Source organism: Paenibacillus humicus NBRC 102415 (assembly GCF_004000905.1).
Lineage (GTDB): Bacteria > Bacillota > Bacilli > Paenibacillales > Paenibacillaceae > Paenibacillus_O > Paenibacillus_O humicus.
Window position 1 is genome coordinate 68,390 of sequence record NZ_BIMD01000017.1, and the last position, 25,138, is coordinate 93,527.

The 25,138-nt window shown below is 62.8% G+C and carries 22 protein-coding genes; 4 read left to right on the forward strand and 18 right to left on the reverse strand.

Annotated elements, in window-relative coordinates; all coding sequences use genetic code 11:
- Nucleotides 1-81: 81 nt before the first annotated feature.
- From ffh to PHU01S_RS12650, 14 genes are all read right to left on the reverse strand, one after another.
- Nucleotides 82-1,458, reverse strand: a complete 1,377-nt coding sequence (gene ffh, locus PHU01S_RS12585; RefSeq protein ID WP_048748694.1) for a signal recognition particle protein — start codon at nt 1,456-1,458, stop codon at nt 82-84.
- A 70-nt stretch (nt 1,459-1,528) separates the two neighbouring features.
- A complete protein-coding gene (gene ylxM, locus PHU01S_RS12590; RefSeq protein ID WP_048748693.1) occupies nt 1,529-1,909 on the reverse strand; it encodes a YlxM family DNA-binding protein in 381 nt (126 codons plus the stop codon).
- Nucleotides 1,910-2,028: 119 nt separating this feature from the next.
- On the reverse strand, nt 2,029-3,024 hold the full coding sequence (gene ftsY / locus PHU01S_RS12595) for a signal recognition particle-docking protein FtsY (RefSeq protein WP_021879125.1): 996 nt from the start codon (nt 3,022-3,024) through the stop codon (nt 2,029-2,031).
- A 75-nt stretch (nt 3,025-3,099) separates the two neighbouring features.
- Nucleotides 3,100-6,678 (reverse strand): chromosome segregation protein SMC, encoded by a 3,579-nt coding sequence (gene smc, locus PHU01S_RS12600; RefSeq protein WP_127507851.1) that lies wholly within the window; start codon nt 6,676-6,678, stop codon nt 3,100-3,102.
- 144 nt (nt 6,679-6,822) lie between these two features.
- On the reverse strand, nt 6,823-7,527 hold the full coding sequence (gene rnc, locus PHU01S_RS12605; RefSeq protein WP_021880978.1) for a ribonuclease III: 705 nt from the start codon (nt 7,525-7,527) through the stop codon (nt 6,823-6,825).
- Nucleotides 7,517-8,758: a beta-ketoacyl-ACP synthase II gene (gene fabF / locus PHU01S_RS12610; RefSeq protein WP_127507853.1), complete on the reverse strand. Its 1,242-nt coding sequence runs from the start codon at nt 8,756-8,758 to the stop codon at nt 7,517-7,519. The genes rnc and fabF overlap by 11 nt, the downstream gene beginning before the upstream one ends.
- Nucleotides 8,759-9,063: 305 nt before the next feature.
- A complete protein-coding gene (gene acpP / locus PHU01S_RS12615; protein ID WP_021880976.1) occupies nt 9,064-9,297 on the reverse strand; it encodes an acyl carrier protein in 234 nt (77 codons plus the stop codon).
- A 196-nt stretch (nt 9,298-9,493) separates the two neighbouring features.
- Nucleotides 9,494-10,243, reverse strand: a complete 750-nt coding sequence (fabG, locus tag PHU01S_RS12620) for a 3-oxoacyl-[acyl-carrier-protein] reductase (RefSeq protein ID WP_021880975.1) — start codon at nt 10,241-10,243, stop codon at nt 9,494-9,496.
- Between the two features lie 70 nt (nt 10,244-10,313).
- Nucleotides 10,314-11,249, reverse strand: a complete 936-nt coding sequence (fabD, locus tag PHU01S_RS12625) for an ACP S-malonyltransferase (protein ID WP_127507855.1) — start codon at nt 11,247-11,249, stop codon at nt 10,314-10,316.
- 55 nt (nt 11,250-11,304) lie between these two features.
- Nucleotides 11,305-12,291, reverse strand: coding sequence for a beta-ketoacyl-ACP synthase III (locus PHU01S_RS12630; RefSeq protein ID WP_048744875.1), 987 nt, complete (start codon nt 12,289-12,291; stop codon nt 11,305-11,307).
- Nucleotides 12,288-13,289, reverse strand: a complete 1,002-nt coding sequence (gene plsX / locus PHU01S_RS12635; RefSeq protein ID WP_127507857.1) for a phosphate acyltransferase PlsX — start codon at nt 13,287-13,289, stop codon at nt 12,288-12,290. The genes PHU01S_RS12630 and plsX overlap by 4 nt, the downstream gene beginning before the upstream one ends.
- 1 nt (nt 13,290) lies before the next feature.
- Entirely contained in the window at nt 13,291-13,872 is a 582-nt protein-coding gene (gene fapR, locus PHU01S_RS12640; RefSeq protein ID WP_174806366.1) for a transcription factor FapR, read from the reverse strand.
- 213 nt (nt 13,873-14,085) lie between these two features.
- Nucleotides 14,086-14,259, reverse strand: a complete 174-nt coding sequence (gene rpmF, locus PHU01S_RS12645) for a 50S ribosomal protein L32 (protein ID WP_021880971.1) — start codon at nt 14,257-14,259, stop codon at nt 14,086-14,088.
- A 55-nt stretch (nt 14,260-14,314) separates the two neighbouring features.
- Nucleotides 14,315-14,818, reverse strand: a complete 504-nt coding sequence (locus tag PHU01S_RS12650) for a YceD family protein (RefSeq protein ID WP_048744877.1) — start codon at nt 14,816-14,818, stop codon at nt 14,315-14,317.
- Between the two features lie 134 nt (nt 14,819-14,952).
- Between PHU01S_RS12650 and PHU01S_RS12655 the strand changes: the two genes are divergently transcribed.
- Nucleotides 14,953-16,218 carry a nucleotidyltransferase gene (locus PHU01S_RS12655; protein WP_127507859.1) on the forward strand — a complete coding sequence of 422 codons (1,266 nt, stop codon included), beginning with the start codon at nt 14,953-14,955 and terminating at the stop codon, nt 16,216-16,218.
- 76 nt (nt 16,219-16,294) lie between these two features.
- On the opposite strand, the gene PHU01S_RS12660 is transcribed toward PHU01S_RS12655, so the two are convergent.
- Nucleotides 16,295-17,464, reverse strand: a complete 1,170-nt coding sequence (locus tag PHU01S_RS12660; RefSeq protein WP_164763060.1) for a S16 family serine protease — start codon at nt 17,462-17,464, stop codon at nt 16,295-16,297.
- A gap of 179 nt (nt 17,465-17,643) precedes the next feature.
- Here PHU01S_RS12660 and PHU01S_RS12665 point away from each other — a divergent pair, with 179 nt between their 5' ends.
- Nucleotides 17,644-18,840 carry a nucleoside recognition domain-containing protein gene (locus PHU01S_RS12665; RefSeq protein ID WP_127507863.1) on the forward strand — a complete coding sequence of 399 codons (1,197 nt, stop codon included), beginning with the start codon at nt 17,644-17,646 and terminating at the stop codon, nt 18,838-18,840.
- 18 nt (nt 18,841-18,858) lie between these two features.
- On the opposite strand, the gene coaD is transcribed toward PHU01S_RS12665, so the two are convergent.
- Complete coding sequence (gene coaD, locus PHU01S_RS12670) at nt 18,859-19,410, reverse strand: pantetheine-phosphate adenylyltransferase (RefSeq protein ID WP_083436665.1); 552 nt, start codon at nt 19,408-19,410, stop codon at nt 18,859-18,861.
- Nucleotides 19,400-19,987 carry a 16S rRNA (guanine(966)-N(2))-methyltransferase RsmD gene (gene rsmD / locus PHU01S_RS12675; RefSeq protein ID WP_021881645.1) on the reverse strand — a complete coding sequence of 196 codons (588 nt, stop codon included), beginning with the start codon at nt 19,985-19,987 and terminating at the stop codon, nt 19,400-19,402. Before rsmD ends, coaD begins: the two co-directional genes overlap by 11 nt.
- A 478-nt stretch (nt 19,988-20,465) precedes the next feature.
- Here rsmD and PHU01S_RS12680 point away from each other — a divergent pair, with 478 nt between their 5' ends.
- Nucleotides 20,466-22,220: a fibronectin type III domain-containing protein gene (locus PHU01S_RS12680; protein WP_373864539.1), complete on the forward strand. Its 1,755-nt coding sequence runs from the start codon at nt 20,466-20,468 to the stop codon at nt 22,218-22,220.
- 116 nt (nt 22,221-22,336) lie between these two features.
- On the opposite strand, the gene pruA is transcribed toward PHU01S_RS12680, so the two are convergent.
- Nucleotides 22,337-23,884: an L-glutamate gamma-semialdehyde dehydrogenase gene (gene pruA, locus PHU01S_RS12685; RefSeq protein ID WP_127507868.1), complete on the reverse strand. Its 1,548-nt coding sequence runs from the start codon at nt 23,882-23,884 to the stop codon at nt 22,337-22,339.
- A gap of 138 nt (nt 23,885-24,022) precedes the next feature.
- Between pruA and PHU01S_RS12690 the strand changes: the two genes are divergently transcribed.
- Nucleotides 24,023-24,955 (forward strand): proline dehydrogenase family protein, encoded by a 933-nt coding sequence (locus PHU01S_RS12690; RefSeq protein ID WP_049867562.1) that lies wholly within the window; start codon nt 24,023-24,025, stop codon nt 24,953-24,955.
- Nucleotides 24,956-25,138: the final 183 nt, after the last annotated feature.

Sequence of the window (25,138 nt, forward strand, 5' to 3'; positions counted from 1 at the left end):
CTTCACCTCCTTGAAAGAATAAGACGTCTTCGGCGTTCCCTGAAAAGGAATCGCTTCCCGGACGTTATCGCAGGCTGAAGATCAGCCGAACGGGAACTTCATGTTTTTGCCGAGCAAGCCTTTGAGGCCTTTCATGCCGCCTTTGGGGCCTTTCGGACCCATCATGGAGGAGAATTGCTTCATCATCTTGCGCATGTCGTCGAACTGCTTGATCAGCCGGTTGACTTCCGCCACCGAGGTGCCGCTGCCTGCGGCGATCCGCTTGCGGCGGCTGTGGTTGAGAAGCTCGGGCTTGCGCTTCTCTTCTGTCGTCATCGACTTCACGATCGCTTCGACACGGCCGACCTGCTTGTCGTCCACTTTGAGATCCTTCATGCCCTTCATCTTGTTCATGCCGGGCAGCATATCCATGATCTGATCCAGCGGGCCCATGCTGCGGACCTGCTCCATCTGCTCCAGGAAATCCTCGAAGGTGAACTCGGCGTTGCGCATCTTGCGCTCCATCTCGGCAGCCTTGTCGGCGTCGATGCTGGACTGCGCCTTCTCAATGAGGGAGAGCATGTCGCCCATGCCGAGAATCCGGGAAGCCATCCGTTCCGGATGGAACGGCTCCAGCGGCTCGATCTTCTCGCCGGTCGCGGCGAACTTGATCGGGCAGCCCGTGACGGCCTTGACCGAGAGGGCCGCTCCGCCGCGGGTATCGCCGTCGAGCTTCGTCAGCACGACGCCGGTGAGCGCCAGCTGGTCATGGAAGCTCTGGGCGACGTTGACCGCTTCCTGGCCGGTCATCGCATCCACGACGAGCAGCACTTCATCGGGCTTGGTCACTTCATGGATCTGCTTCAGCTCTTCCATGAGCGCCTCGTCGATGTGAAGGCGGCCGGCCGTATCGATGATGACATAGTCCAGGCCGTTCTCCTTGGCGTGCTCGACGCCCTGGCGGGCGATCTCGACCGGAGAGGTCTGGTCGCCCATGGTGAACACCGGCACGCCGATGCCTCCGCCCACGACCTGCAGCTGCTTGATCGCCGCCGGGCGGTAGATGTCGCCCGCCACGAGCAGCGGCTTGTGGTTGGATTTCTTCAGCATGAGGGCAAGCTTGCCGGAAGTGGTCGTTTTGCCGGCGCCCTGCAGGCCCGCCATCATGATGACCGTCGGAGGACGGTTCGCCTTGGCCAGCTTGCTCTGCGTGCCGCCCATCAGCTCCGTCAATTCCTTGTTGACGATGTCGATGATGACCATGCCCGGCGTGAAGCTTTTCTGCAGCTCCTGGCCGAGGGCGCGCTCCTTCACCTTGGCGATGAATTCCTTGACGACCTTGAAGTTGACGTCGGCTTCCAGCAGTGCGAGCCTGACCTCGCGCATGGCTTCGTTCACATCGTCTTCCGTTACCTTGCCTTTGCCCCGCAGCTTGCCGAATACGTTCTGCAGCCGGCTAGACAACCCTTCAAAAGCCATTCCCGCCACCTCCTGTCCGCTTCCATGCGTATGTTGTCGTTATATCAGCCGCCATAAGGCGGTCATTCTCTCAATTCTCCTGCTCTCCAGGCATGAGCGACTCCCGGAGAGCCTCCGCCAGCTCCGCGAGCCTGGCTCCGGCAGGGGTGAGAGCGATCTCTCCCAGCTCCGCCTGCAGCTCGTCCAGCAGTCTGGAGGCCGCCACCGAGCGGGACAGCATTCCGAGCTTCGACTCGTAATCCTCCAGCAGCGCCGCGCCGCGCTTGACATGCTCATATACCGCTTGGCGGCTGATGCCGAGCTCGGCGGCGATCTCTCCGAGCGAGAAATCGTCCAGGAAATAATACGTCAGGATGGAGACCTGCTTCTCCGTAAGCAGCTGACCGTACAGATCGAACAGCATGTTGATCCGTGTCGTCTTCTCCAGCGCGTCGCGCTGATCGGCAGCCATCGGCAGCAGCTCCTTCCAGATCTTGCAGGCCGGCCGCAGCCGGTCATCCTGCGTTAGCGAAACTTATCATACCCTACGCCGGGGCAGGTGTCAAGCTTTTGACCTTGTCAGCAATCAGGCTATTGTTCCGGCCCGGAATCCTGATCCCGGATAAGGCCCGCGAACAACGCATGCACGAACTGCTCGGAGTCGAATTGCTGGAGGTCCTCCATCTTCTCGCCGAGGCCGACGAACTTGACGGGAAGGTCCAGCTCATGGCGGATCGCGATGACGATCCCGCCCTTGGCCGTGCTGTCGAGCTTCGTCAGCACGAGGCCGGTCACGCCGCTCTTCTCGCCGAACATCTTGGCCTGGCTGAGCGCGTTCTGCCCCGTATTGGCGTCGAGAACGAGCAGCACCTCATGCGGAGCGCCCGGAATCTCGCGCTGGATGACGCGGAAGATCTTGTTCAGCTCTTCCATCAGGTTGCTCTTGTTCTGCAGCCTGCCCGCCGTGTCGCACAGAAGGACGTCCGCCTTGCGCTGCTTGGCCGCCTGGACGGCGTCATACATGACCGCCGCCGGATCGGAGCCCGCCTGCTGGCGGATGACGTCGACGCCGACGCGCTGGCCCCACACTTCAAGCTGCTCGATCGCGCCGGCCCGGAAGGTGTCGCCGGCCGCCATCAGCACCGATTTCCCCTCGCTCTTGAACTTATGGGCGAGCTTGCCGATCGTCGTCGTTTTGCCGACGCCGTTGACCCCGACGAACAGAATGACCGTGATGCCTTCGTCCGCCATGCGCAGCTCGCTGCCGTTGTCGCTGCCGAGCAGGCCGATCAGCTTCTCCGACAGCACCGGCTGCAGCTGCGCGGCATCCTCGATCTTGCGCTTCTTCACCTCGGATCGCAGGTCGTCGATCAATTCCATGACGGTGTTGACGCCGACATCCGCGCTGATGAGGATTTCCTCCAGCTCCTCGTAGAAATCCTCGTCGATCTTCTTCCTGCGGGTGATGAGCTCCTCCACCCGTTCCACGAGAGCCGTGCGGGTTTTGGCCAGCCCGTCCTTGAATATCGTCGTGACCGACTCCGTCTTGGAGGCGATGCTTTCTCTAAGCTTCTTGAAAAATCCCATGCCGTTTCCTCCGGTCCTTCATTATTCTATAGTCGAGGCAGGCAGCGATGGCGCCGCCGCCCTCTGTTGCGCCAATCAGGCCGATACGGCCGCCTCCTCGTCCTCAAGCCGCACCGATACGAGCTTGGAGACGCCGCCCTCCTCCATCGTGACGCCGTACAGCACGTCCGCTTCCTCCATCGTGCCTTTGCGGTGGGTGACGACGATGAACTGGGTCAGCTCCGAGAACTCCCGCAAATACTGGGCGAAGCGCGCGACATTGGCCTCGTCGAGCGCCGCCTCCACCTCGTCGAGCACGCAGAAGGGAACGGGCTTGACCTGGAGGATGGCGAACAGCAAGGCGATCGCGGTCAGCGCCCTCTCGCCGCCGGAGAGCAGCTGCAGGTTCTGCAGCTTCTTGCCCGGAGGCTGGGCGACGATGTCGATGCCGGTCTCGAGCACCCGTTCGGGATCGACGAGCACCAGATCGGCGCGCCCTCCTCCGAACAGCTTGGAGAATACGACGACGAAGTGGCGGCGGATCTCCTCGAAGGTGATCCGGAAGCGCTTCGACATCTCCTCGTCCATCTCCCGGATGACTTCATAGAGCGTCGCCTTGGCCTCGACGAGATCCAGCCTCTGCGCATCCAGGAATTCATAGCGTTCCCGAACCCGCTGGTATTCTTCGATGGCGCCAAGATTGACTTCGCCGAGCGAGGCGATGCGCCGCTTCAAGTCGCGCACCGCCGTCTGCACCTCGGCGGCTTCTCCCGCCATGGAATAGCGGGTTTTGGCCAGCTCATAGCTGAGGCCGTATTCCTCGCTCAGCTTGCGGAGAAGGTTGTCCAGCTCCACATCCAGCCGGTTGACGGCGATTTCCGTCTGCCGGAGCTGCTCCTCGACGCGCTTCAGTCCGCTGCGCTGCTCGCGGGTTTCGCTTTCGCCCAGCTCAAGCTCCTTGCTCTTGTCCGCGCGCGCCGACCGCTTGAGATCCGTCTGCGCGGAGCATTCCTCCTTGCGCAGCCGCAGCCGGTTGAGCTCCTCGATCTGCTTCACCGACTCGGCTTCGAGCGATTCCTGCTCTTGAAGGCGCTCGCGCAGCGCGGCCTCCAGGGAAGCCGCCTCCGACCGCGCCCTGCCGCTGTCGCCCTTGATCCGGTTCAGCACGTCCTGTACGGCAAGCCGCTCCTGATCCGCCTTCGCGACCTGGATCTTGAGATCGGTCAGCTGCCCCTGCAGCTCCTCCTTCGCCGATTCGCTCGCCTTGCGCCGCTGCTCCGCCATCGCGATCGCTTCCTGCAGGCCCGCTTCGCGTATGCCCAGCTCATCGAGCCGGCTGGCGGCTTCCGCTGCCGCCTGGTCCAGCTGGCGCAGCTCCTCTTCGTTGCCGCTGCGGTCGGAACTGAAGACCGCGCCCTGTTCGGCAAGCGCGGCGGCCTCGCTCGTGACATGCTGCAGCTCCGTGCGCCTCTGCTGCTCCTGCACGTTCAGCCGCTCAGCCGTCTCCCGATGCTCGTCCCGATTTTGGGCGGCGATAGACAATTCCTTGCGCAAGTCCGACTGTTCCCCCCGAAGCCGATCGATCTGCTTCTGCATGTCGGAGGCTTCCATGTCGAGCTGTTCGATCTGCCGCTGGCGGCCGAGCAGGCTTGCGCCTTTCTTCTGGAGACTGCCCCCGGTCATGGAGCCGCCGGCATTGACGACGTCGCCTTCCAGCGTCACGACGCGGAAGCGGTAGCCGCAGCGGGCTGCGATCCGGTTGGCGCATTCCAGATTCTCGGCCAGAAGCACGTTGCCGAGCAGATTGTTCACGATATTCTCGTACCGCGGCTCGCAGCCGACCAGCTCGGCGGCAACGCCGATGTAGCCTTCCATCGATGCGGCCTGGCGCTTGTCCTGCTCCGGAACCGATCTCCCCTTGATGACATCCAGGGGAAGGAACGTCGCCCGTCCCAGCTGACGCTGCTTCAGGAAAGCGATCGCCGCGCGCGCCGTCCGTTCGTCCTGCATGACGACATGCTGCAGCGCTCCGCCCAGTGCCGTCTCGACGGCGGTCTCGATCCGCTGCGGCACCCGGACGAGCTCGGCGACGGCGCCGTGCACGCCCTCGAGTCCTCCGGAAGAGCGCCGCGCAGCCTTGAGCACCTCGCGGACGCCGTGCATGAAGCCGTCGAGCGCATCCTGCATTTCCTTCATCGTATCCCGGCGCGAGGTGAGCGCCTCCAGCCGCTGCTCCCATTTGCGCAAGGCGGCGCCGGCTTCCTCCTGCAGACGCTGAATCTCCTGCAGCCGCTGGGATTGCTGTATGTATTGGTTCCGAACGGACTCCAGCTCCTGCACCGTCCGCTTGAGCGACAGCTCAAGCTCGGCCCTGCGGCTCTCCAGCCGTTCCGAATTCTCCTGCCATTTGCCCTCTTCGCCGCCAAGGCGGTCCATTCGGCGCTGGAGCGATTCCTTCTGCTGCTCGGAATAGCGGATTTCGTTGCGCAGCTGGGCCATCGTGCTCAGCACTTCCAGCAATTCGCCCTTGAGCGATTCGCCCGCTTCGGTCGAAATGCCTCCGGCGACTCCCGCCAGGCGGCCTTCTTCTCCCTGCATTCGGCTGCGGAGATCGATGAGGACAGCCTCCAAGGCGCTTGCCTTGGCCCGGATCTCCTCTTCCTCCGCGGCCATCTGCTCCTGGCGGCCGCGCAGCGATTCCAGCGACTGCTCCAGCTGGACGCGGTTGCCGTCGAGGTTGCGGCGGCGCTCCTTGAGCACCTCGCCGTATCCTTCGCATTTCTCGTAGTCCTCGCTGTACTGCAGCATAACCGCATGCAGCTCCTCCAGCTGCGACTCCAGCTCGCGCAGCTGCATGCGGTCCTTCTCCAGCAGCGCATCATGCTTGCTGACGACCGAGGACAGCTCCAGCTCCTCCTTGCGGAGAACTTCGAGCTTGGCGTTGTTCTCGTTCCAGCCTTGATGCACCTGATCGATCTGATGGACGTACAGGCCGATCTCGCTGCTCTTGAGCTCTTCCTTGAGCGCCTTGAACTGGATCGCCCGCTCCGACTGCTCCCGCAGCGGCTCGACCTGATCCTCCAGCTCCGAGACGAGGTCGTAGATGCGCAGCAGGTTGCTCTCGGTGTCGTCCAGCTTGCGCTGGGCTTCCCGCTTGCGGGATTTGTACTTCACGATGCCGGAGGCTTCCTCGAAAATGCCGCGCCGGTCCTCCGAACGCGTGCTGAGGATTTCCTCGATGCGGCCCTGCCCGATGATGGAATAGGCTTCCTTGCCGATGCCCGTATCCATGAACAGCTCCGTAATATCCTTGAGCCGGCAGGACTGGCGGTTGATCATATATTCGCTGTCGCCGCTCCGGTGCACGCGCCTGGTCACCGTCACCTCCTGATGCTCGAGCGACAGCGTGCCGTCGGAGTTGTCCAGCGTCAGCGAGACCTCGCCGTAATTGACCGCCTTGCGGGCGTCGCTTCCGGCGAAGATGATGTCTTCCATCTTGCCGCCGCGGAGGCTCTTGGCGCTCTGCTCGCCGAGCACCCACCGGATGCCGTCGGAAATATTGCTCTTGCCGCTGCCGTTAGGCCCGACGACGGCGGTAATGCCGCGAACAAACTCCATTTCGGTTTTGTCCGCAAAGGATTTGAAGCCCGATAATTCAATCCGTTTCAACAACATGGGTAGCGGTTCACCTCTTGTGGCTATTGTACCATACGGCAGGGCGGCTGGTCAGCGTGCTTGGCGCGTCGAATCCTTCCATGGGAAATAAAAAAAGCCCGGGCACCTGAAATGACGGTGCCGGGCTCTGGATGGCTGGCGGTGCTAATCGGCCTGCGGCTCCGAAACTGCCTGCCAAGCTTCCTCGGCGGCCTTCTGCTCCGCTTCCTTCTTGGTGCGTCCAATGCCGCGCCCGCGAATCTCCTCGCCGACGTGGACATGAACGACGAACTCCCGGTCATGGGCCGGACCGCGCTCCTCGGCAACGCGGTATTCAACGCCGCCAAGGGAAAGATTCTGCACGCGCTCCTGCAGCTTGGACTTGTAATCCTTGCCGGAGAGGCCCTCGTTGCCTTCCAGCCGGGCGAACATCACCCGGCGGAGAAAGTCCCTGACCGTGTCGACCCCGGCGTCCAAATAAAGCGATCCGACAAACGCTTCGAACAGATCGGCCAGCAGCGCAGGGCGCTGCCTGCCGCCAAGCTGCTCTTCGCCTTTGCCCAGACGGACGAACGAGCCGAAATCAAGCCGCTCGGCGAATCTGGCCAGCGAAGGCTCGCAGACGATCGCCGCCCGCATCCGGGTGAGATCTCCTTCCGGGCGCTCGGGATAAGTCTGGAACAGATGCTCGGACACGAGCAGCTGAAGCACGGCGTCGCCCAGGAATTCGAGCCGTTCATTGTCTTCGGTTACGGCATCGCGGTGTTCGTTCACGTAGGAAGTATGCGTGAAAGCCTGTCTCAGCAGCTGGGGCTTGGCGAAGGTGAAGCCTAGCTGGCGCTGCAGGTCCTGAAATCGCTCACGCTTCATATTTCTTCATGATGATCGTCGCGTTGTGGCCTCCGAATCCGAAGGAGTTGGACAACGCCGTGCGGACATCCGCCTGGCGCGGAACGTTGGGCACGTAGTCCAGATCGCATTCCGGATCCTGATTGTTGAGGTTGATCGTCGGAGCGATGACGCCGTTCTGCAGCGTCAGCGCCAGGATGACCGCCTCAACGCCGCCTGCGGCGCCGAGCAGATGTCCCGTCATCGACTTGGTGGAGCTGACGGCGACTTTGTAGGCATGCTCTCCGAACGTATTCTTGATCGCCGTCGTCTCGGACTTGTCGCCGACCGGCGTCGACGTGCCGTGCGCATTGATGTAATCGATGCTCTCCGGCTCCAGCTTCGCGTCGCGGAGCGCCATCTTCATGCAGCGTGCCGCTCCGTCCGGATCCGGCTCCGTCATATGATGGGCGTCTCCGCTCATGCCGTATCCGATCACTTCGGCGTAGATATGGGCGCCCCGCGCCTCGGCATGCTCCAGCGATTCCAGGATAAGGACGCCTGCGCCTTCGCCCATGACGAATCCGTCGCGGTCGACATCGAACGGACGGCTCGCCTTCTGCGGCTCGTCATTGCGCACCGACATGGCGCGCATGGAGCAGAAGCCGGCCATCGCCATCGGGCGGATCGTGGATTCCGCGCCGCCGCAGATCATGACGTCGGCGTCGCCGCGCTGAATCATCTTGAACGAATCCCCAATCGTATGGGTTCCTGTCGCGCATGCCGTTACGACGGTCGTATTGGGACCTTTGGCGCCGGTCGCCATCGATACTTGGCCGGAAGCCATGTTCGCGATCATCATCGGAATGAAGAACGGGCTGACCCGCTTAGGCCCTTTCTCCAGCAGCACGCTGTGCTGGTCCTCCCAGGTGCCGAGGCCCCCGATGCCGGAGCCGACCATGACGCCCGTGCGCTCGGCATCGCTGTTCTCGCCGATGCGCAAGCCGGCATCCTCGACAGCCTTGAGGCTCGCCACGACAGCCAGCTGGACGAAGCGGTCCATGCGGCGCGCTTCTTTCCGGTCGAGACCGTAGCTCTCCGGGTCGAAGCCTTTGATTTCGGCCGCGATCTTGGTCGGATATTCGGAGATATCGAATGATTCGATCTCCGATACGCCGGATTTGCCTTCCATCAGGCTGCCCCAGAACTGCTCTTTGTTGTCGCCAAGGGCGGTCAATACGCCCAAGCCTGTTACTACCACTCGTTTATTCATTCAATTCACCTCGGAGAACGGCAATGTGGACGGCACGTCTTGCGCCGTCTTGCAAACATATCTATCCATCAGCATACGGGCCGTGCGCCGCTTGGTAGCGGGCCTGTCCATCGCAGCTGCAGCATGCAGGTTAGTGAGTTCGGATATGGCGCCTCGGTCCCGATCCGGGACGAGCGCATGTGCGGATGACGTTTGGAGAATCAGGGAGAGAATGGCCGCCGATCAAACGGGTTGAAGGGGCCGCGGGATAATCTTGCGGTGATGAAGAGAGAAGTCCCGTCGTGAAACGGGACTCTCGTGGACAATTACGTATGAGATTGTATGTAATTGACTACTTCTCCCACCGTCGTGATTTTCTCCGCATCTTCATCAGAGATTTCCAGGTCGAATTCATCTTCAAGCTCCATGACGAGTTCAACGACGTCTAACGAGTCAGCGCCGAGGTCATCCTTGAAAGAAGCTTCGAGGGTAACTTCCGCCTCGTCTACGCCAAGACGATCCACTACGATGCGTTTGACGCGATCCACTACTTCGGACATCCGGTTCACCTCCTCCATGGTATTATACGAGAATCCAATTTAAAATGCCAGACCGCAAACGTTTCCTTGCCGCCGGCGGCCGCTTTCCGCCCGGAAGGCCAGGACAGCCCCGGTCCATCGGCTTGTCCCGTCCCGCCAGGCGCGTGGAATGCCCGCCGATCGCCGGCAGCGACTTATCATTTCCCGAGTGCCGTCATTACATGTACATGCCGCCGTCGACATGCACCGTCTGGCCGGTCATATAGGAAGCCTCGGACGACGCCAGGAAACGGACGGCGGCCGCGATGTCCTCCGGCTTGCCGAGACGGGCGAGCGGAATGCCGCCCATCATGGATCCTTTGACATCCTCGGGAAGCTTGTCCGTCATTTCCGTCTCGATGAAGCCCGGAGCGATGCAGTTCACCGTAATTCCGCGCGAGCTCAGCTCGCGGGCGGCGGACTTGGTGAGGCCGATGACTCCGGCCTTGGCGGCGACGTAGTTGGCCTGGCCCGGATTTCCCATCGCACCGACAACGGAAGAGATGTTGATGATCCGGCCGGAACGCTGCTTCATCATCGGACGGGTAACGGCCTTGATGCCGTTGAAGACGCCCTTCAGATTCGTTTCGATGACCTGGTCGAACTCTTCTTCCTTCATCCGCATGATCAGGTTGTCGCGCGTGATGCCGGCGTTGTTGACGAGGATGTCGAGCTTTCCGAAGGCGTCCAGGACGGACTTGACCATTTCGTCGAACTCGGCGGCCTTGCCTACGTTGGCTTTGAGGATCACCGCTTTGCGGCCGAGGGCTTCGATAGCGGCTGCCGTATCCGCCGCCGCCGCCTCGCTGCCGGAATAATTGACCGCGACGTCGGCGCCGGCTTCTGCCAGGGCGATCGCAATCGCGCGGCCGATGCCGCGGGAAGCGCCTGTCACGAGGGCCGTGCGGCCCGACAAGTCTGCAAACATGGCGTGTTCCTCCTATCTGAATGACTGCTGATGCTGCCGGCGCAGGCATGAGCCTGGCGCAAGCTGTATTCTAGGCAAGCTCCTGGATCGCGGCCGCAAGCGAATCGGCGCTGTTCACGCCGATGACGCGAGCTCCGCGGTCCGTCTTCTTGATGAGCGCGGCCAGAACGGTTCCCGATCCGATCTCGACGAATGTGTCCACTCCCTCGGCGATCAGCATCCGGACCGTATCTTCCCACAGTACGGGAGAATAGACCTGCTCCACGAGCAGCCTGCGGATGTCGCCGGCCGCCTGTACGGCTGCCGCGTTCACATTGGCGACGACAGGGTACTGAGCGTCCTTGATCTCGACCTGCTCCAAAACCTCGGCCAGCCTCGCAGCTGCAGGCTTCATCAGGGAAGAATGGAAGGGGCCGCTCACTTCGAGCGGAATCGCCCGCTTGGCTCCGGCCTCCTTGACCCTCTCTACAGCTGCCGCAACGCCCTCTGCGCTGCCCGACACGACGATTTGTCCCGGGCAGTTGACGTTGGCCAGCTCCACCGGTCTGCCTTCGGCCGAGATTGAAGCGCACAGATCCGCGAGCGGTCCGCGCTCGGCGCCGAGAACGGCCGCCATGGCGCCCTGTCCGCCAGGAACGGCCTGCTCCATGAACTCGCCTCTCGCGCGGACGGTGCGGACCGCATCGGCGAAGCCGAGCGAGCCTGCGGCCACCAGCGCGCTGTATTCGCCCAGGCTGTGGCCCGCGGCGTAAGCCGGCAAAATGCCGGCTTCCTTGAATGCTTCCAGGAAGGCAACGCTCGTCGTCAGCAGCGCGGGCTGCGTGTTGGCCGTCTGCTTGAGAGCCTCGTCAGGACCGTTGAAGATAATATCGGACAGCGGGAAGCCCAGTGCCGCGTCGGCTTCGTCGAAGACGGCTTTGGCGCGGGCGTTGGATTCGTACAGATCCCGTCCCATGCCGACGGCCTGTGCTCCCTGCCCCGGAAATACGAATGCGATTTTGCTCAAAGATGCTCCTCCGATCAAATGGTTTCCTTCACGGAAATTCGCCTGAAGGGCCTGCTTACCAGACCAGGACCGCCGCTCCCCAGGTAAGGCCGCCGCCGAAGCCCACCATAAGCAGCGTGTCTCCCTCGGATACCCGGCCTTGCTCGACGGCGTCGCAAAGGGCAAGCGGAATCGATGCGGCGGACACATTGCCGTAGCGGTCGAGGTTGATGACGGCCTTCTCCTCCGGCAGGTCGAGCCGGTTCAGCGCCGCCTGGATGATGCGGATGTTGGCCTGGTGCGGAATGAGCAGGTCGATGTCCTGCTTGGTCAGGCCGGCTTTGCGCAGAGCGTCGTCGGCCGCGGCGCCCATGACCCGGACAGCGAACTTGAAGACGTCGTTTCCGGCCATCTTGAGGAAATGATGCTTCTGCTCCACCGACTCCGCCGTAGACGGAATGCGCGAGCCGCCTCCGGGAATCTTGAGCAGATGGCCGCCGGAGCCGTCCGAGCCGAGATCGAAGGACTTGAAGCCGCGGCCGGCCGGCACTTCGCCGAGCACGACAGCGCCCGCTCCGTCGCCGAACAGGATGCATGTATTGCGGTCCGTGTAATCCGTAATCCGCGAGAGGCATTCGGCCCCGACGACGAGCACGTTCTTGTACATGCCGGTTGCAACCATGTTGGCTGCCGTCGCCAGGCCGTAGATGAAGCCCGAGCATGCGGCGGACAGGTCGAACGCGGCTGCGCGCTTGGCGCCGAGCCGATCCTGGAGCAGGCTGGCCGTGGACGGGAAGAACATGTCCGGGGTAATGGTCGCAACCACGATCAAGTCCAGGTCCTCCGCCGTAATGCCCGCGCTGTCAAGCGCCTTGACGGAAGCCTCGTAGGCGAGATCGGAGGTCGCCTGCTCCGGCGCCGCGATGCGGCGTTCCCGCATGCCGGTGCGGGTGACGATCCACTCGTCGTTCGTCTCCACCATCTGCTCGAGCTCTTTATTGGTCAACACTCGTTCCGGAACGTATTTGCCCGTACCGATAATACCGACTGGGATTAGATTCATGATAAGTCCTCTTTTCCGCTGATTTCCGCGGCTACCGTCTCGATAAGGCCGGCTTGCAGCGCAGTCCGGGCTTGCCGGACCGCGTTCTTGACGGCGGCCGCATTGGAGGAGCCGTGGCATTTGACGACTAGGCCGTTCAAGCCGAGAAGCGGTGCTCCTCCGTGATGGGAGTAGTCCATCTTGTCGCGAAGGCCCTTGAGCCCCGGCATCATGATGGCTGCGGCAAGCTTCGTCATCAGGGACTTCGTGAAAGCTCCCTTGATCTCCTTCATGACGGCGCCTGCCGTGCCCTCCATCGTCTTGAGCAATATATTGCCGGCGAATCCGTCGCAGACCATGACGTCGCAGTTGCGCTGCATGACGTCCCTGGATTCCACGTTGCCGATGAAATGAACGGGCGCCGCCTCGATCAAGCCGTAGGCCGCCTTCGTCAGCTCGTTGCCCTTGGAAGCTTCGGTGCCGACGTTGAGCAGCCCGACACGCGGCCGCTCGATGCCTTCGACCTTGGAGCGGTAAATGCTCCCCATCACGGCATACTGCATCAGATGCTCGGGCTTGGCATCCATATTGGCGCCGAGATCCAGAGCGAGCACGCCTACATTGTCCATCGTCGGCAGCACGGTCGTCAGCGCAGGCCGCTCGATTCCGGGCATGCGGCCGACGACAAGCAGGCCTGTTGTCATCAGAGCGCCCGTATTGCCGGCCGACAGCATGGCATCGACGGATTTTTCCTTCAGCATCCGTCCGGCCACCACCATCGAGGCGTCCTTTTTGCGGCGGACCGCTTTTACCGGCTCTTCGTCGCTGTCTATTTTCTCGGATGCATGCAGGACCGTCAGGTTGGCCGCCGACTGCCCGTCAAGGGCAGCCTCGATCGCAGCCTCATCCCCCACAAGCAGGATTTCCGTATCCGGCCACTGACGGGCCGCTTCCAGCGCGCCCAGCACGATCTGGGCAGGCGCATGGTCGCCTCCCATCGCATCGATGGCAATTCTCACGCTATTCTCCTCCTTCTGGCGCGGCCGCCTCTCCCCCCGAACGATGGATGACGAAATGGCCTTCGAACACCATCTCGTCTCCGACATAGGAGAATACCTCCACCTTCGCCTTGCTCCGCTGCCCTGTATTGGAGCGGACGTAAGCTTTGGCGATGCATTTCTCCCCCAGCCGGACGGACCGGAGAAAACGGATGTCGGCGGTAGCCGTCAAAGCGATCTCGTCGTTGATCACGGCGACGGCAAGAGAGTTGGCCTGGGCGAAAATATGATGGCCCCTCGCAATGCCGGTCCGCGAGAACGAATGCTCCTCGCCGATTTCGAACAGGGAAATTCCGCTTTTGTCGAGCTGCAGATCGACGATCTCGCCGATGACCTCGTCCAGCGGAAGCGAACGAACGGCATCGTAGGAGCGCTCGGCCATCAGCTTCATCCGCTCGCGCAGCTCCGGAATGCCGAGCTCCATCCGGTCCAGCCGGATCGTCTGTATGCTTACTCTAAGCAGCCTGGTCAGCTCCCGATCCGTGACGAACGGATTGTCGTCCAACAGGCCCAGCAGCTGCTGGTGCCGCTGCTTCTTCGGCAGGCGCTCGATACCGCCACCACCTTCGACCGTCTCATTTTTAACACCTGGTACCAATTCAGTATATAGAAAATCGCCGATGGTCGCAATGGACTCCCCGCACCCTGCCGCCTGACGGTCTTCAAGCCGGGCGTCGCCTATTCCGGGCAATAAAAAACGCTCCGCCACGGAGGCGGAGCGCTTCGAAAATGTTCCCGTGACGGGAACGGCAAGAGACTACTGGGAAATAACCTCTTTGGTTTTGTAGTATCCGCATACTTTGCAAACATGGTGAGCCAGCTTGAGCTCTCCGCACTGCTCGCATTTCACCATGCCCGGCACTGCAAGCTTGAAGTGCGTGCGGCGTTTGTCGCGGCGGGTTTTGGACGTTCTACGTTGTGGTACTGCCATTGTCTAACACCTCCTTAAAAGAATGGGCGGCTTCCGCCGACAATCATGCCAAGTCCTACTCCAGAAGCTTCTTAAGCGCCTCGAACCTCGGATCGATCACATCCTGGGAACAGCCGCATGATTGCTCGTTGAGATTGATCCCGCAATCCGGACAAAGCCCCTTGCAGTCGTCGCTGCATAGTGGAGACATCGGAAGATAGAGAAGCATGGTTCCCTCGACATAAGGCCTCAGGTCGACCTTGTCCTCTTCCACGATGATGAGATCTTCGTCCTCGTTGATGTCCTTCGCCGCGGATACATGGGCAAACCGTTCTTCGATCGGAATGACGATATGCTCCTCGGCCGGCTCCAGGCATCGGGAACAAGCCATTTTGAGATCGGCGCTAAGCTCTCCGCTTACCTGCGCGGTCCCGTCGAAAGGACGGACGGCAAGGCTGGCGCGAAGCGGACTAGCGGACAGGACGTCCTTGCGGTCGCCCAAAAGCTCCTGCATGTCCAGCTCTTCGTTGAAGCTGTGCTCGACCCCTTTGGAAACAACTTCCATAACACGAAATTCCATAAGATCACTCCAAACAAACAAAATTTATTATATCGAGCGCGGGAACCATTTGTCAACCAAAAGCCCTCCGATTACCGCTCGGGACATTTCATGCTATAGTAAAGCGGAAATCTGCCGATTTGTCGAGGTGTAATATGCGCACAGCTGGTCTTATCGTCGAGTATAACCCTTTTCACAACGGCCATGCCTATCATTTGCAAAAATCCGTAGAAGCGGCGGGCGCCGATGCCGTCGTCGCCGTCATGAGCGGCCATTTCCTGCAGCGCGGCGAACCCGCGCTCATGGACAAGTGGGCGCGGGCGCGCACCGCTCTGCTGGGAGGCTGCGACCTCGTGCTGGAGCTGCCGCTCGCCTATTCCGTGCAGCCTGCCGAATGGTTCGCGCACGGGGCCGTCGCGGTGCTGGAGTCGACCGGCGTCGTCGACGCGTTCTGCTTCGGCAGCGAGAGCGGCAGGCTTGAGCCGCTGAGCCGCGCAGCCGGCCTGCTGGCGGACGAGCCGGACGAATTCCGCGCCCTGCTGCGGCATCGTCTCGGAGAAGGCGCGCCTTATCCTTCCGCGTATTCCTCCGCCCTGATGGAGTATATGGCCCGGTCCGGTGACGCCGCCGATCTGGGACTGTCTCCGGAGGAGCTTGCGCTTCCGAACCAGACGCTCGGCCTTCATTACCTGATCGCCCTGCGGCGGCTCAAGGGACGGATGGAGCCGCTTACGATCCGCCGCGAAGGAGCCGGCTACCACGATCCGGTAGCGGAATCCGGCTCCATCGCAAGCGCGACCGCCCTGCGCAAGAAGCTGTCGGAAGGGAGCAGCCTTTCCTCGCTTGCGCCGTTCGTGCCTCCCGGTACGATCGAGGTGCTGGAGCAACAATGGCAGGAAGGAAACGCTCCGCGCTCCTGGGACGATTATTTTCCCCAGCTGCTGCACCGGATCCTGACGGGTGCGCCCGCTTCGCTCGCCGGCATCCTCGGCATGGGCGAAGGACTGGAGCATCGCCTGCTGTCAAGCCTCCGGGAGCTGCCTGCCGCCGGCATGGAGGCGCTGCTGCAGGCGATGAAAACGAAGCGCTACACGAGAACCCGGCTCCAGCGCGCCCTCCTCGGCGTGCTGCTGGACCTGCGCAAGGATGAGCTGTCTCCCGAGCGGCTGAACGGAGGGCCTGGCTACATCCGCGTGCTCGGCTTCACCCCCAAGGGCCGGGAGCTGCTGGCCCGGATGAGGCGCTCCGCTTCGGCTCCCGTTCTGCTCAGCGCGGCCAGAGCTCCGCAAGGGCTCTCCATGCTGGAGCTGGACGTGCGGGCGACAGCGGTGTACGCTTCCGCCGGCCGCGGCGGAATGGCCCCGCCAGGGCCGAAAGAGCTGTTCCGCGACTATTACGAGCCTCCCGTCCGTCTGGAGTGAGCTGCCTTCGTTCCGCTCATTCAGCACGGAGCGGAACGAAAGGGTCGCCGAACCATCCTTCTTGGAAAACTGCCGGTCACGGGAAAAAGGACTGCTCCCGCAGCGCCGCCTGCGCGGCGACAGCTTCCGCCGCAGCCTCCAGCGTCGCGGCCGCGGCGATCTTCATCCGCGTTTGCAGCCGCAGCGCCGACGCTTCGGCCTCTCGCCTCTCCTGCGGAGGGACGAGGAACAGATCGGCTCCGGCAGCCGCTGCGGCTGCGACCTTCTGGGCGACGCCGCCGACAGCTCCGACCGAGCCGTCCGGCGACATCGTTCCGGTTCCGGCAACCTTCAGGCCGCCGGTGCCGTCTCCCGCCGTCAGGCGATCGTACACGGCCAGCGCCATCATCAATCCTGCGGACGGCCCGCCGGCGGAGGCTTCCTTCCATTCCAGCGGGAGTCCGGTTTCCCCGTCTTCGATGACTCGCAGTTCTCCCCATGTCGGAGCGCCCGCTGCATTTGCAGCGGGCGCTTTTTCGGCTTCCGTTCCAGCTTCCGTTCCGGCTTGCGGCTCCTTGCCGGCAGCCAATCGCTTCAGTCCTTCGGCATACGCGCCCAGTTCGTCGCGGTTCATATCCACATGAACGGCAATTGTCCGCGAACCGCGCGCAAGCTCCATGACGACGCCTCCGCCAGCGGCATCCAGGCAGGCAGCCAGACCGGACAAGGATTTCACGGGACTTCCGGCGCAGCTCGCGACGAGATCGCCCGCCGCGAGCTCCGCCCCTCTACCCAAGCGGCCCCCCTCCAGAACGACGGCCTTCTCCGGGATGCGGAGATAAGAAACGCCGGACAGCCGGTATGCAGCCTCGGCGGCGTCGGCTTGGGACGCTTCCATGACCAGCTTCATGCCGGCCATGTAATCGGCCTCGGACTCGCCCCTCAGCAAAGCCCTCTTCTCCATCACCCGACTGCCCTTGAAAAGCCAAGCGGCCGCCGCTTCGGCGGCGCTGGCATCATCGACCCGGATGGCGGTATACAGCCAGCTCCCCTTGCCGCTCCCTGACTGGCCCGGCGGGAGCAGCTCGGCCGCATCCAGCGCAAAGCCCGGCTTCACGATGTAATAGGGACGCGGCACGGCGCAAAGCAGCAGGACCGCGCCTAAAGCGGCAAGCGTCAGCAGCCTGCGGGCGGCTCCCGATGATTGCCCCCGGGATCCGGCGTCCGGCAATGGGCCGTCCGGCATTGGGGCTGATTTGGAGCGCATGGAGCAAAGCCTCCTTCTTGTTGATCGCAGCTGCGGGCAGCGAGGCGCCCCCGAGGAGACCGGCCCTTCCAGGCATGGGCGCGGACGTTCTAACCTGTCCGCGCGAGGCGTATAGTTAGGTACCGTTTGTACGCGGACAACCATCGGCAGACCATTCCATTCCGCTAGGAGGCTCCCTCATGCTGCGTACCCTGCTAACCGCCTGCGCCGCCGTCCTGCTCGTCGCAGCCATCGTCGGAGGAACGTCCGAAGCGTTTCAAGCCTCGCTCTCCGGCCTGTCCCTCTGGTGGAACTTCGTCTTCCCCTCGCTGCTGCCTTTCCTCGTGCTGGCCGAGCTGATGCTCGCCTTTGGCCTCGTCGACGCCATCGGAGCCATGCTGGCTCCGCTGACGACAAGGCTGCTTCGGCTTCCCGGAGCGGCAGGCTGGGGCCTCGTCCAAGGCTGGACCGGAGGCTTCCCTGCCGGAGCCCAGGCAGCGGCTTCGCTTGTGTCCAGCGGACGCCTGACGCGCTCGGAAGGACAGCGGCTGCTCGCCGCCGCCCATCTCCCCAATCCGCTCTTCGTCATCGTTGTCGTCGGCGCCGGCTTCCTCCATCAGCCTCGGTTCGGGCTCATGCTCATACCCGTGCTGTGGCTGTCCAGCCTCATCGCCGGCATGATCGTCAGCATCGGAATCCGGAAACCTGCGGCAGTCCCCCTGTTGGAGCAGCAAGCCCAGGCGGAGGGCGGCAAAGGAGCGGCCTGGCGCATTGTGCTCGCCATGGAAGAAGGCAGGAAGCGGGACGGCCGGTCCTTCGGCAAAGCTTTGGGCGACGGCGTCGCCGGCGCCGTGCAGCAGCTCATGAACGCCGGCGGACTCATCATTCTGGCCGCCGTCGTCATCCGGCTGCTGCAGCCTTTTCTTCCCGAAGCCGTTCAAGGGCCGCTCCTGATCTCGCTCGCGGAAGTCCATCTCGGCACGAACGCCCTCGCCAGCTGGCACGCTCCCGAGCCGTCCTCCCTGCTGCAGACGGCAGCCATCGCCGCAGCGCTCTCGTGGGGCGGGCTCTGCTCCTTGCTCCAAGCGGCCGGAACGTCGTCGGGCACCGGACTGCGGCTGCTCCCGCTGGCTGGAGCCCGGCTGCTCGCCTCCGCCATCGCCGCCGGCTTGACGCTCGTGTTATGGATACCGCTGAGCGCGCTGGCCTCCTATGCCGAGACGGCCGTTTCATCCGCGCGTCCAGCCTTCCTCATTCCCGGCATATCCGGCTGGGAGCAAGCTCTTCCGGCTTCTCTCTGGCCGTCCCTGCCTTATTCCGCCGCAGCCTGGGCCGTCGTTCTGGCAGCCCTGCTCCTTCTCTCGGCCGCCGTCCGCGGACTGCGCCGCCGAGCCTAGCGGCAACAGACCGGCCGCTCAAGGCTGCCGGTCTGCGTATTTGCGTTCAAGCTCCCTCTCGACTTCCGGCGGAACGAGATCCTTGACGCTTCCATGGAAGCGGGCGATCTCCTTGACGATGCTGGAGCTGAGATACGAGTATTTGGGATTCGTCATCATGAAGATCGTCTCGATGTCGCCGTCGAGCTGATGGTTCATCGACGCCAGCTGCAGCTCGTATTCGAAGTCCGTCACCGACCGGATGCCCCTCACGATCGTGCGCGCTCCACGCGAGCGCATGAAGCGGACGGTCAGGTCGCGGAAGCTGTCGATCTCCACGTTGGGGATGTCACGGGTGATCTCCGCCAGCAGCTCGAGACGCTCCTCGACGGAGAACAGCGGGTTTTTGCTCGTGTTGTTCAGAACGGCCACGATAACCGTATCGAATTGCCTGGCCGCCCGCTGGATGATGTCGAGATGCCCGCATGTGACGGGGTCGAAGCTTCCCGGGTAGACAGCCACCCTGCCGCTAAGGATCAATCCGTCCTCTTCCTTCAAGCCGTCCTGCGTACCGCCCGAATTAGTTCCCATCTGCATCCGCAACCTCCGTCTGTTCGGGCCGATACCGGTATACGGTCACGGCCGTCTCGCCATATTGCACTCTTCTCGTCTGTTGGCAGCCGCCGATGACTTCGGGGTATGCATGCCCTGCGTCGTGCTCCACCACAATCACCGCATCGTCAGCGAGCAGCCGACGCTCCTGCAGCTCCATCATCTGCGCATCCATATGGGTCAGCCGGTAAGGCGGATCCAGGAATACGGCCGCAAAAGCTATTCCCCGCTTCGCGAGCGCCTTGACCGCCCTTCCGGCGTCGTTCGTATATATTTCGGCGCGCCCGGACATGCCTGCCGCCTCCACATTGGCCTTGACGACCGCAATGCTCGTCCGGTCCTGGTCGACGAAGACCGCCTTGTCCATGCCGCGGCTCAGCGCCTCGATGCCGAGGCCTCCCGTGCCGGCGAACAGGTCCAGCGCCCATCCCCCTTCAAAATAAGGGCCGATCATGCTGAACACGGCTTCCTTCACCTTGTCGGTCGTCGGACGCGTATTCATGCCCGGCACCGCCTTCAGCGGCCTGCCCTTGGCCTCGCCCGCGATTACTCTCATTCGTGCCTGCCCCTCCTGCTTCTAACGGCTTCCGCCGCCCATTTGCCCTGCTATCGTACCACAACCGCCGATGCGTTTGGAAGCGCACCCGACAGCCCGCGCCGGGCCTGTCCCAGGAATGCTTGGACGCCTCTCCATGCATTCCAAGAGGAAATTAGCCCCTGCACGATCGTAACTTCTCCCTTCTGCCGGCAGCCAGCGCCCCTGATAATAGAATCAGCGTCAAGGACTCTGCACCGAAGACGCATCGTCTCCCCTTGTTCCAATCCCTGCGAAAGGAGGCTTGGTCCGGCTGCCGAAACAGGCAGCCCGCGAGCAGGTTCAGCCGCTTGACCGAAGCGGCGCTAAGCCCGTTTTCCGACATCCCAAATCCTTTAGAGGAGGTTTCATCATGTACGCTTATCCATCTTCCACGACGCGAAGACCGCTGCTGGCCGCCTGGCTCTGCCTAGCCGTCCTGGCGGCGTCGATCCTGAGCATGGCCGCTTTTCCGTCCCGCGCCTCGGCCGCTCCTGCAGGAGGCTACAAAGTCGTCGGCTACTGGCACAACTTCGACAACGGCTCCGGCTTCATCCGCCTGCGCGACGTCTCGCCGGACTTCGACGTCGTCAACGTTTCCTTCGCGGAGCCGGTCGGAGGCAGCGCGACGGGCATCATCGGCTTCACGCCTTACAACTATAACGATGCCGACTTCAAGACGGATGTCGCTTACTTGAAAAGCAAAGGAAAAAAAGTGCTCATCTCCATCGGAGGCGCCAACGGGCAGGTTCAGCTCGCGACCGCGGCGGAAAGAGACGCCTTTGTGTCCTCTGTAACCGGAATCATCGATAAATACGGCTTTGACGGCCTCGACGTCGACTTCGAGGGACATTCCCTCTATCTGAACGCCGGCGATTCAGACTTCCGCAATCCGACGACGCCTGTCATCGTCAACCTGATCAGCGCCCTGAAGTCGATCAACGGCAAGTACGGAACCGATAAGTTCGTTCTGACGATGGCCCCGGAAACGTTCTTCGTTCAGCTCGGCTATTCGTTCTACGGCGGCAGCTGCATCAGCTGCGACTCCCGTGCCGGCGCTTATTTGCCCGTCATCGACGCCACCCGGGACATCCTCGACTGGCTGCAGGTGCAAAATTACAATTCCGGCCCGATCACCGGCCTTGACGACCAATACCATACGATGGGCAACGCCGACTTCCATGTCGCAATGGCCGATATGCTGCTGACCGGCTTCCCCGTCGCCAAAAACGCCAGCCAGGTATTCCCTGCGCTCAAGCAGGAGCAGGTCGTTCTCGGCTTGCCGGCCAACGGCAATGCCGGCGGCGGATTCACCTCGGTAGCGGACGTGCAGACGGCTCTCGACGCCCTCATCAAGGGCAAGCAGCTGTCCTCGTACAAGACGAGAGGCAGCTCGACCGGCTATCCGAACTTCGGCGGCCTGATGACCTGGTCGATTAATTGGGATAAATTCAACGGCTTCGAGTTCTCGTCCAAGCACCGGGCCTATCTGAACGCAATCGCGCCGCAGGCTCCGGATACGCAGGCGCCTTCCGCTCCGGCCAATCTGGCGTCGACAGGCATCTCCTCCACCAGCGTGTCGCTGTCCTGGAGCGCTTCGACCGACAATGCAGGCGTCACCGGATACGTCGTGAGCTACGGCTCGGCCCAGCTAAATGTGTCCGGGACTTCCGCCGTCGTCACCGGTCTGGCTCCGGATACAAGCTATTCGTTTACCGTCAAGGCGAAGGATGCCGCCGGCAATCTATCCGCCGCCAGCGCGGCGCTGAATGTGCGCACGAGCGCGGCTTCGGGCGACACGTCGCCTCCGACCGCACCTAGCGGACTATCCGTCACCGGCAAAACGTCCGCCTCCATTTCTCTGTCCTGGACCGCGTCGACCGACAATGTCGGCGTGACGGGATACACCGTCGCCTACGGCACCCAGCAGCTGGCGGTAACCGGCACGAGCATTACCGTATCGGGCTTGACCGCCGGCACCTCCTACACGTTCACGGTCAAGGCCAAGGATGCCGCCGGCAACGTCTCCCCCGCCGCCACCGTGACGGCGTCCACCGATGCCGCCGGCGCGCAGGCTTGGGCTGCGGGCGTCGCCTACAAAACCGGCGACCTCGCCACCTACGGCGGCAAGACGTATTCATGCCGCCAGCCGCATACGTCGCTCCAGGGCTGGGAGCCTCCGAATGTCCCCGCTCTTTGGCTGCTCCAAGCCTAAAATCCGAGCCATCCATCATGGCTTGAAAAATGTGAAAAAGTCCGGACACAAGCGGTTTTCCCGCTGACGGTCCGGACTTTTTGGGCTGCGGCAGCCGCCTCTATCATTCTCGGTTCCTACAGCTTCTCCGATATCGCCTTCGCCTGCGTGAACTGCAGCAGATAATCGCTGCCGCCTGCCTTGGAATCCGTGCCGGACAGATTGAAGCCTCCGAACGGATGCACGCCGACGAGAGCGCCGGTGCATTTGCGGTTCAAGTACAGATTGCCGACATGGAAGGAGCGCCGGGCCTCTTCCAGATGCGCGCGCTTGCCGGAAAATACCGAGCCGGTAAGACCGTAGGCCGTATCGTTGGCGATGTCGAGCGCATCGGCATAATCATCCGCCTGGATGAACGCCAGCACGGGGCCGAAAATTTCCTCCTGGGCGACTCTCGCCTTGCGGTCCACCCCCTCGATGATCGTCGGCTGGGCAAAGTAGCCGAAGCTGTCGTCGGTGCCTCCTCCCCAGACGATCTTGCCTTCGCCGCTGCCGATCTCCACATAGTCCGCGATCTTGCCCAGAGCCGCCTTGTCGATGACCGGCCCCATGTCGGTGCCGTACTCGGCCGGATCTCCGACCCGCAGCCCCGAAGCGCGGCGCACCACGTCCTCCAGCACCCGGTCATAGACGTCGGCATGGATGATCGCGCGGGAGCAGGCGCTGCATTTCTGCCCCGAAAAGCCGAACGCCGAAGCTGCGATCGCCTCCGCGGCCGCCTCGAGATCGGCGCTTTTGTCCACGATGATCGCATCCTTGCCGCCTAGCTCCGCGACGACCCGCTTCATCCAGCGCTGTCCTTTGGCCAGCCGCGATGCTCTCTCGTGGATGCGCAGTCCCGTCTCCAGCGATCCCGTAAAGCTGATGAACCGGGTGAGGGGATGATCCACCAGCGCGTCGCCGATGGCCGATCCCGGTCCCGGCACGAACTGAATGACCTCCTCCGGCAGTCCCGCTTCCAGCAGCAGCGCGACGAACCTCGCTGCGATGACGGCTGTGGGACTCGCCGGCTTGAGCACGACCGGATTGCCGCAGACGAGCGCGGCCGCCGTCATGCCGGCCATGATCGCGAGCGGGAAGTTCCACGGCGGAATGACGACCCCTGTGCCGAGCGGAATGTAGAGAAGCTCGTTGTCTTCTCCCTGCAGGCGGATCAGCGGCTGCGGCGCGCCGATGCGCTCCGCCTCGCGGCCGTAATAGTCCAGAAAGTCGATCGCCTCCGCCGTATCGGCGTCGGCTTCCCCCCAAGGCTTGCCCGCCTCCAGCACCATGAGCGCGGAAAATTCGTGCTTGCGCCTTCTGAGCAGCGCCGCCGCGCGGTACAGAATCCGCGCCCTTGCGGCGAACGGCTCCCGCGCCCAGCCGGCTGCGGCGGCGTGGGCCGATTCCACCGCTTCCGCCGCCTGCCGCAGGTCCGCCTGGACGATCCGTCCGATCACCTCTCCATAACGCGCCGGGTTGAGAGAGTCTGCGGCATCTCCTTCCAGCCTCTCCTTGCCTCCGATCAGAAGCGGATAGGTTTGGCCCTGGCGTCCGCGCTCTTCATCGAGCGCCGCATGAAACAGCGAGCGGCTGCGGTCGTCGCGGAAATCGGTGAGCGGCTCGTTGCGGAACGGTTCCAGCATCTCTTTCGCCTCCGTATGTCCTTTTGGCTTGCAGTCATGGGTGTCGGGCACTCTGCCTATATATAATCATGACCGGCCTTGAACATGACTTGGAGCCGCTCGCGCCACAAGCGACGGCGGAGGGAGGGTGAGGGCTAGATGGGATTGGGCAACAAAATCTATCGTTCGGTGCTGCTTGGACTCGCCGGCAACGGCGCCGTGGAGGCTGCCGCCCATAAAGTCGGCATGAAGCTTGGAGCTTCCCGCTTCGTCGCCGGAACGACGCTGGACGAAGCGGTTGCAGCCGCGTGCCGATTGCGGGATAAAGGCATTCAGGTGTCGATGGATCATCTCGGGGAAGGAATCAAGACACTGGAAGAAGCGGATGCCTACCGGGACGCCTATATTGTGCTGCTGCAGCGGCTGCATCAGGAGGGCCTGTCCGGCAACGTCTCGCTGAAGCCGACGCAGATGGGGCTTGCGCTGGACGAAGCCTCCTGCCGGGAGCGGATCACGGCGATCGCCAGGGAAGCCAAGGCCAGAGGGGCGTTCGTGAGGCTGGACATGGAGAACAGTCCCTATACGGGACGCACGATCGAGATCGTGCGCCAGCTGCATAAAGAAGGACTGACCAATACCGGAACGGTCATTCAGGCCTATTTGTACCGGAGCGCCGAGGATGTGCGCAAGCTCAGCAACGCCCGCATCAATCTGAGGCTCGTGAAGGGGGCGTACAAGGAAAGCCGGGCGATCGCGTTCGCCAAGCCGGATACGGTCGCGGCCAGCTTCAAGCGGCTGATTCGGATGCGGCTGGACAGCGGCGTATACACCGCCGTGGCCACGCATGACGACGAGATCATCCGCTGGACCAAGGCTTATGCGGCCCGGCGCGGAGTCTCGAGGGGAGCGTTCGAGTTCCAGATGCTGTACGGCATGAGGATGTCCATGCAGGAGCAGCTTGCCGCGGAGGGCTATACCGTCCGCTGTTATGTGCCCTACGGAGAGCGGTGGTATCCGTATTTCGTCAGGAGGCTCGCGGAGCGCCCCGAAAATGCCGGCTTTGTCCTGAGGAACCTGTTCAAGCGGAACTGAAGGCAGGCTGCCTGACCCGACGAGAGGAGAATGCCGATGATGAATCCAACTGTGCCCGTCCGCATCCTGCCCGTGGCGTTCGATTACGGCGCCGGGCGCGGAGGCGCCGCAGCCGGTCCCGAAGCGCTGCTCCAGGCCGGCCTTGCCGAACGGCTTGCCGCCCTGGGCCGGCAAGCCGTTCGG

Excerpts from the sequence above, each read along its gene's own strand:
- fabF (WP_127507853.1), bottom strand. The coding sequence starts at position 8,758 with ATGAATAAACGAGTGGTAGTAACAGGCTTGGGCGTATTGACCGCCCTT.
- ylxM (WP_048748693.1), bottom strand. The coding sequence starts at position 1,909 with ATGGCTGCCGATCAGCGCGACGCGCTGGAGAAGACGACACGGATCAAC.
- PHU01S_RS12650 (WP_048744877.1), bottom strand. The coding sequence starts at position 14,818 with ATGGAATTTCGTGTTATGGAAGTTGTTTCCAAAGGGGTCGAGCACAGC.
- rnc (WP_021880978.1), bottom strand. The coding sequence starts at position 7,527 with ATGAAGCGTGAGCGATTTCAGGACCTGCAGCGCCAGCTAGGCTTCACC.
- acpP (WP_021880976.1), bottom strand. The coding sequence starts at position 9,297 with ATGTCCGAAGTAGTGGATCGCGTCAAACGCATCGTAGTGGATCGTCTT.
- PHU01S_RS12655 (WP_127507859.1), top strand. The coding sequence starts at position 14,953 with ATGCGCACAGCTGGTCTTATCGTCGAGTATAACCCTTTTCACAACGGC.
- rsmD (WP_021881645.1), bottom strand. The coding sequence starts at position 19,987 with ATGAGAGTAATCGCGGGCGAGGCCAAGGGCAGGCCGCTGAAGGCGGTG.
- ffh (WP_048748694.1), bottom strand. The coding sequence starts at position 1,458 with ATGGCTTTTGAAGGGTTGTCTAGCCGGCTGCAGAACGTATTCGGCAAG.
- rpmF (WP_021880971.1), bottom strand. The coding sequence starts at position 14,259 with ATGGCAGTACCACAACGTAGAACGTCCAAAACCCGCCGCGACAAACGC.
- PHU01S_RS12665 (WP_127507863.1), top strand. The coding sequence starts at position 17,644 with ATGCTGCGTACCCTGCTAACCGCCTGCGCCGCCGTCCTGCTCGTCGCA.
- smc (WP_127507851.1), bottom strand. The coding sequence starts at position 6,678 with ATGTTGTTGAAACGGATTGAATTATCGGGCTTCAAATCCTTTGCGGAC.
- PHU01S_RS12630 (WP_048744875.1), bottom strand. The coding sequence starts at position 12,291 with ATGAATCTAATCCCAGTCGGTATTATCGGTACGGGCAAATACGTTCCG.
- PHU01S_RS12680 (WP_373864539.1), top strand. The coding sequence starts at position 20,466 with ATGGCCGCTTTTCCGTCCCGCGCCTCGGCCGCTCCTGCAGGAGGCTAC.
- coaD (WP_083436665.1), bottom strand. The coding sequence starts at position 19,410 with ATGGGAACTAATTCGGGCGGTACGCAGGACGGCTTGAAGGAAGAGGAC.
- PHU01S_RS12690 (WP_049867562.1), top strand. The coding sequence starts at position 24,023 with ATGGGATTGGGCAACAAAATCTATCGTTCGGTGCTGCTTGGACTCGCC.
- fabG (WP_021880975.1), bottom strand. The coding sequence starts at position 10,243 with ATGTTTGCAGACTTGTCGGGCCGCACGGCCCTCGTGACAGGCGCTTCC.
- ftsY (WP_021879125.1), bottom strand. The coding sequence starts at position 3,024 with ATGGGATTTTTCAAGAAGCTTAGAGAAAGCATCGCCTCCAAGACGGAG.
- pruA (WP_127507868.1), bottom strand. The coding sequence starts at position 23,884 with ATGCTGGAACCGTTCCGCAACGAGCCGCTCACCGATTTCCGCGACGAC.
- PHU01S_RS12660 (WP_164763060.1), bottom strand. The coding sequence starts at position 17,464 with ATGCGCTCCAAATCAGCCCCAATGCCGGACGGCCCATTGCCGGACGCC.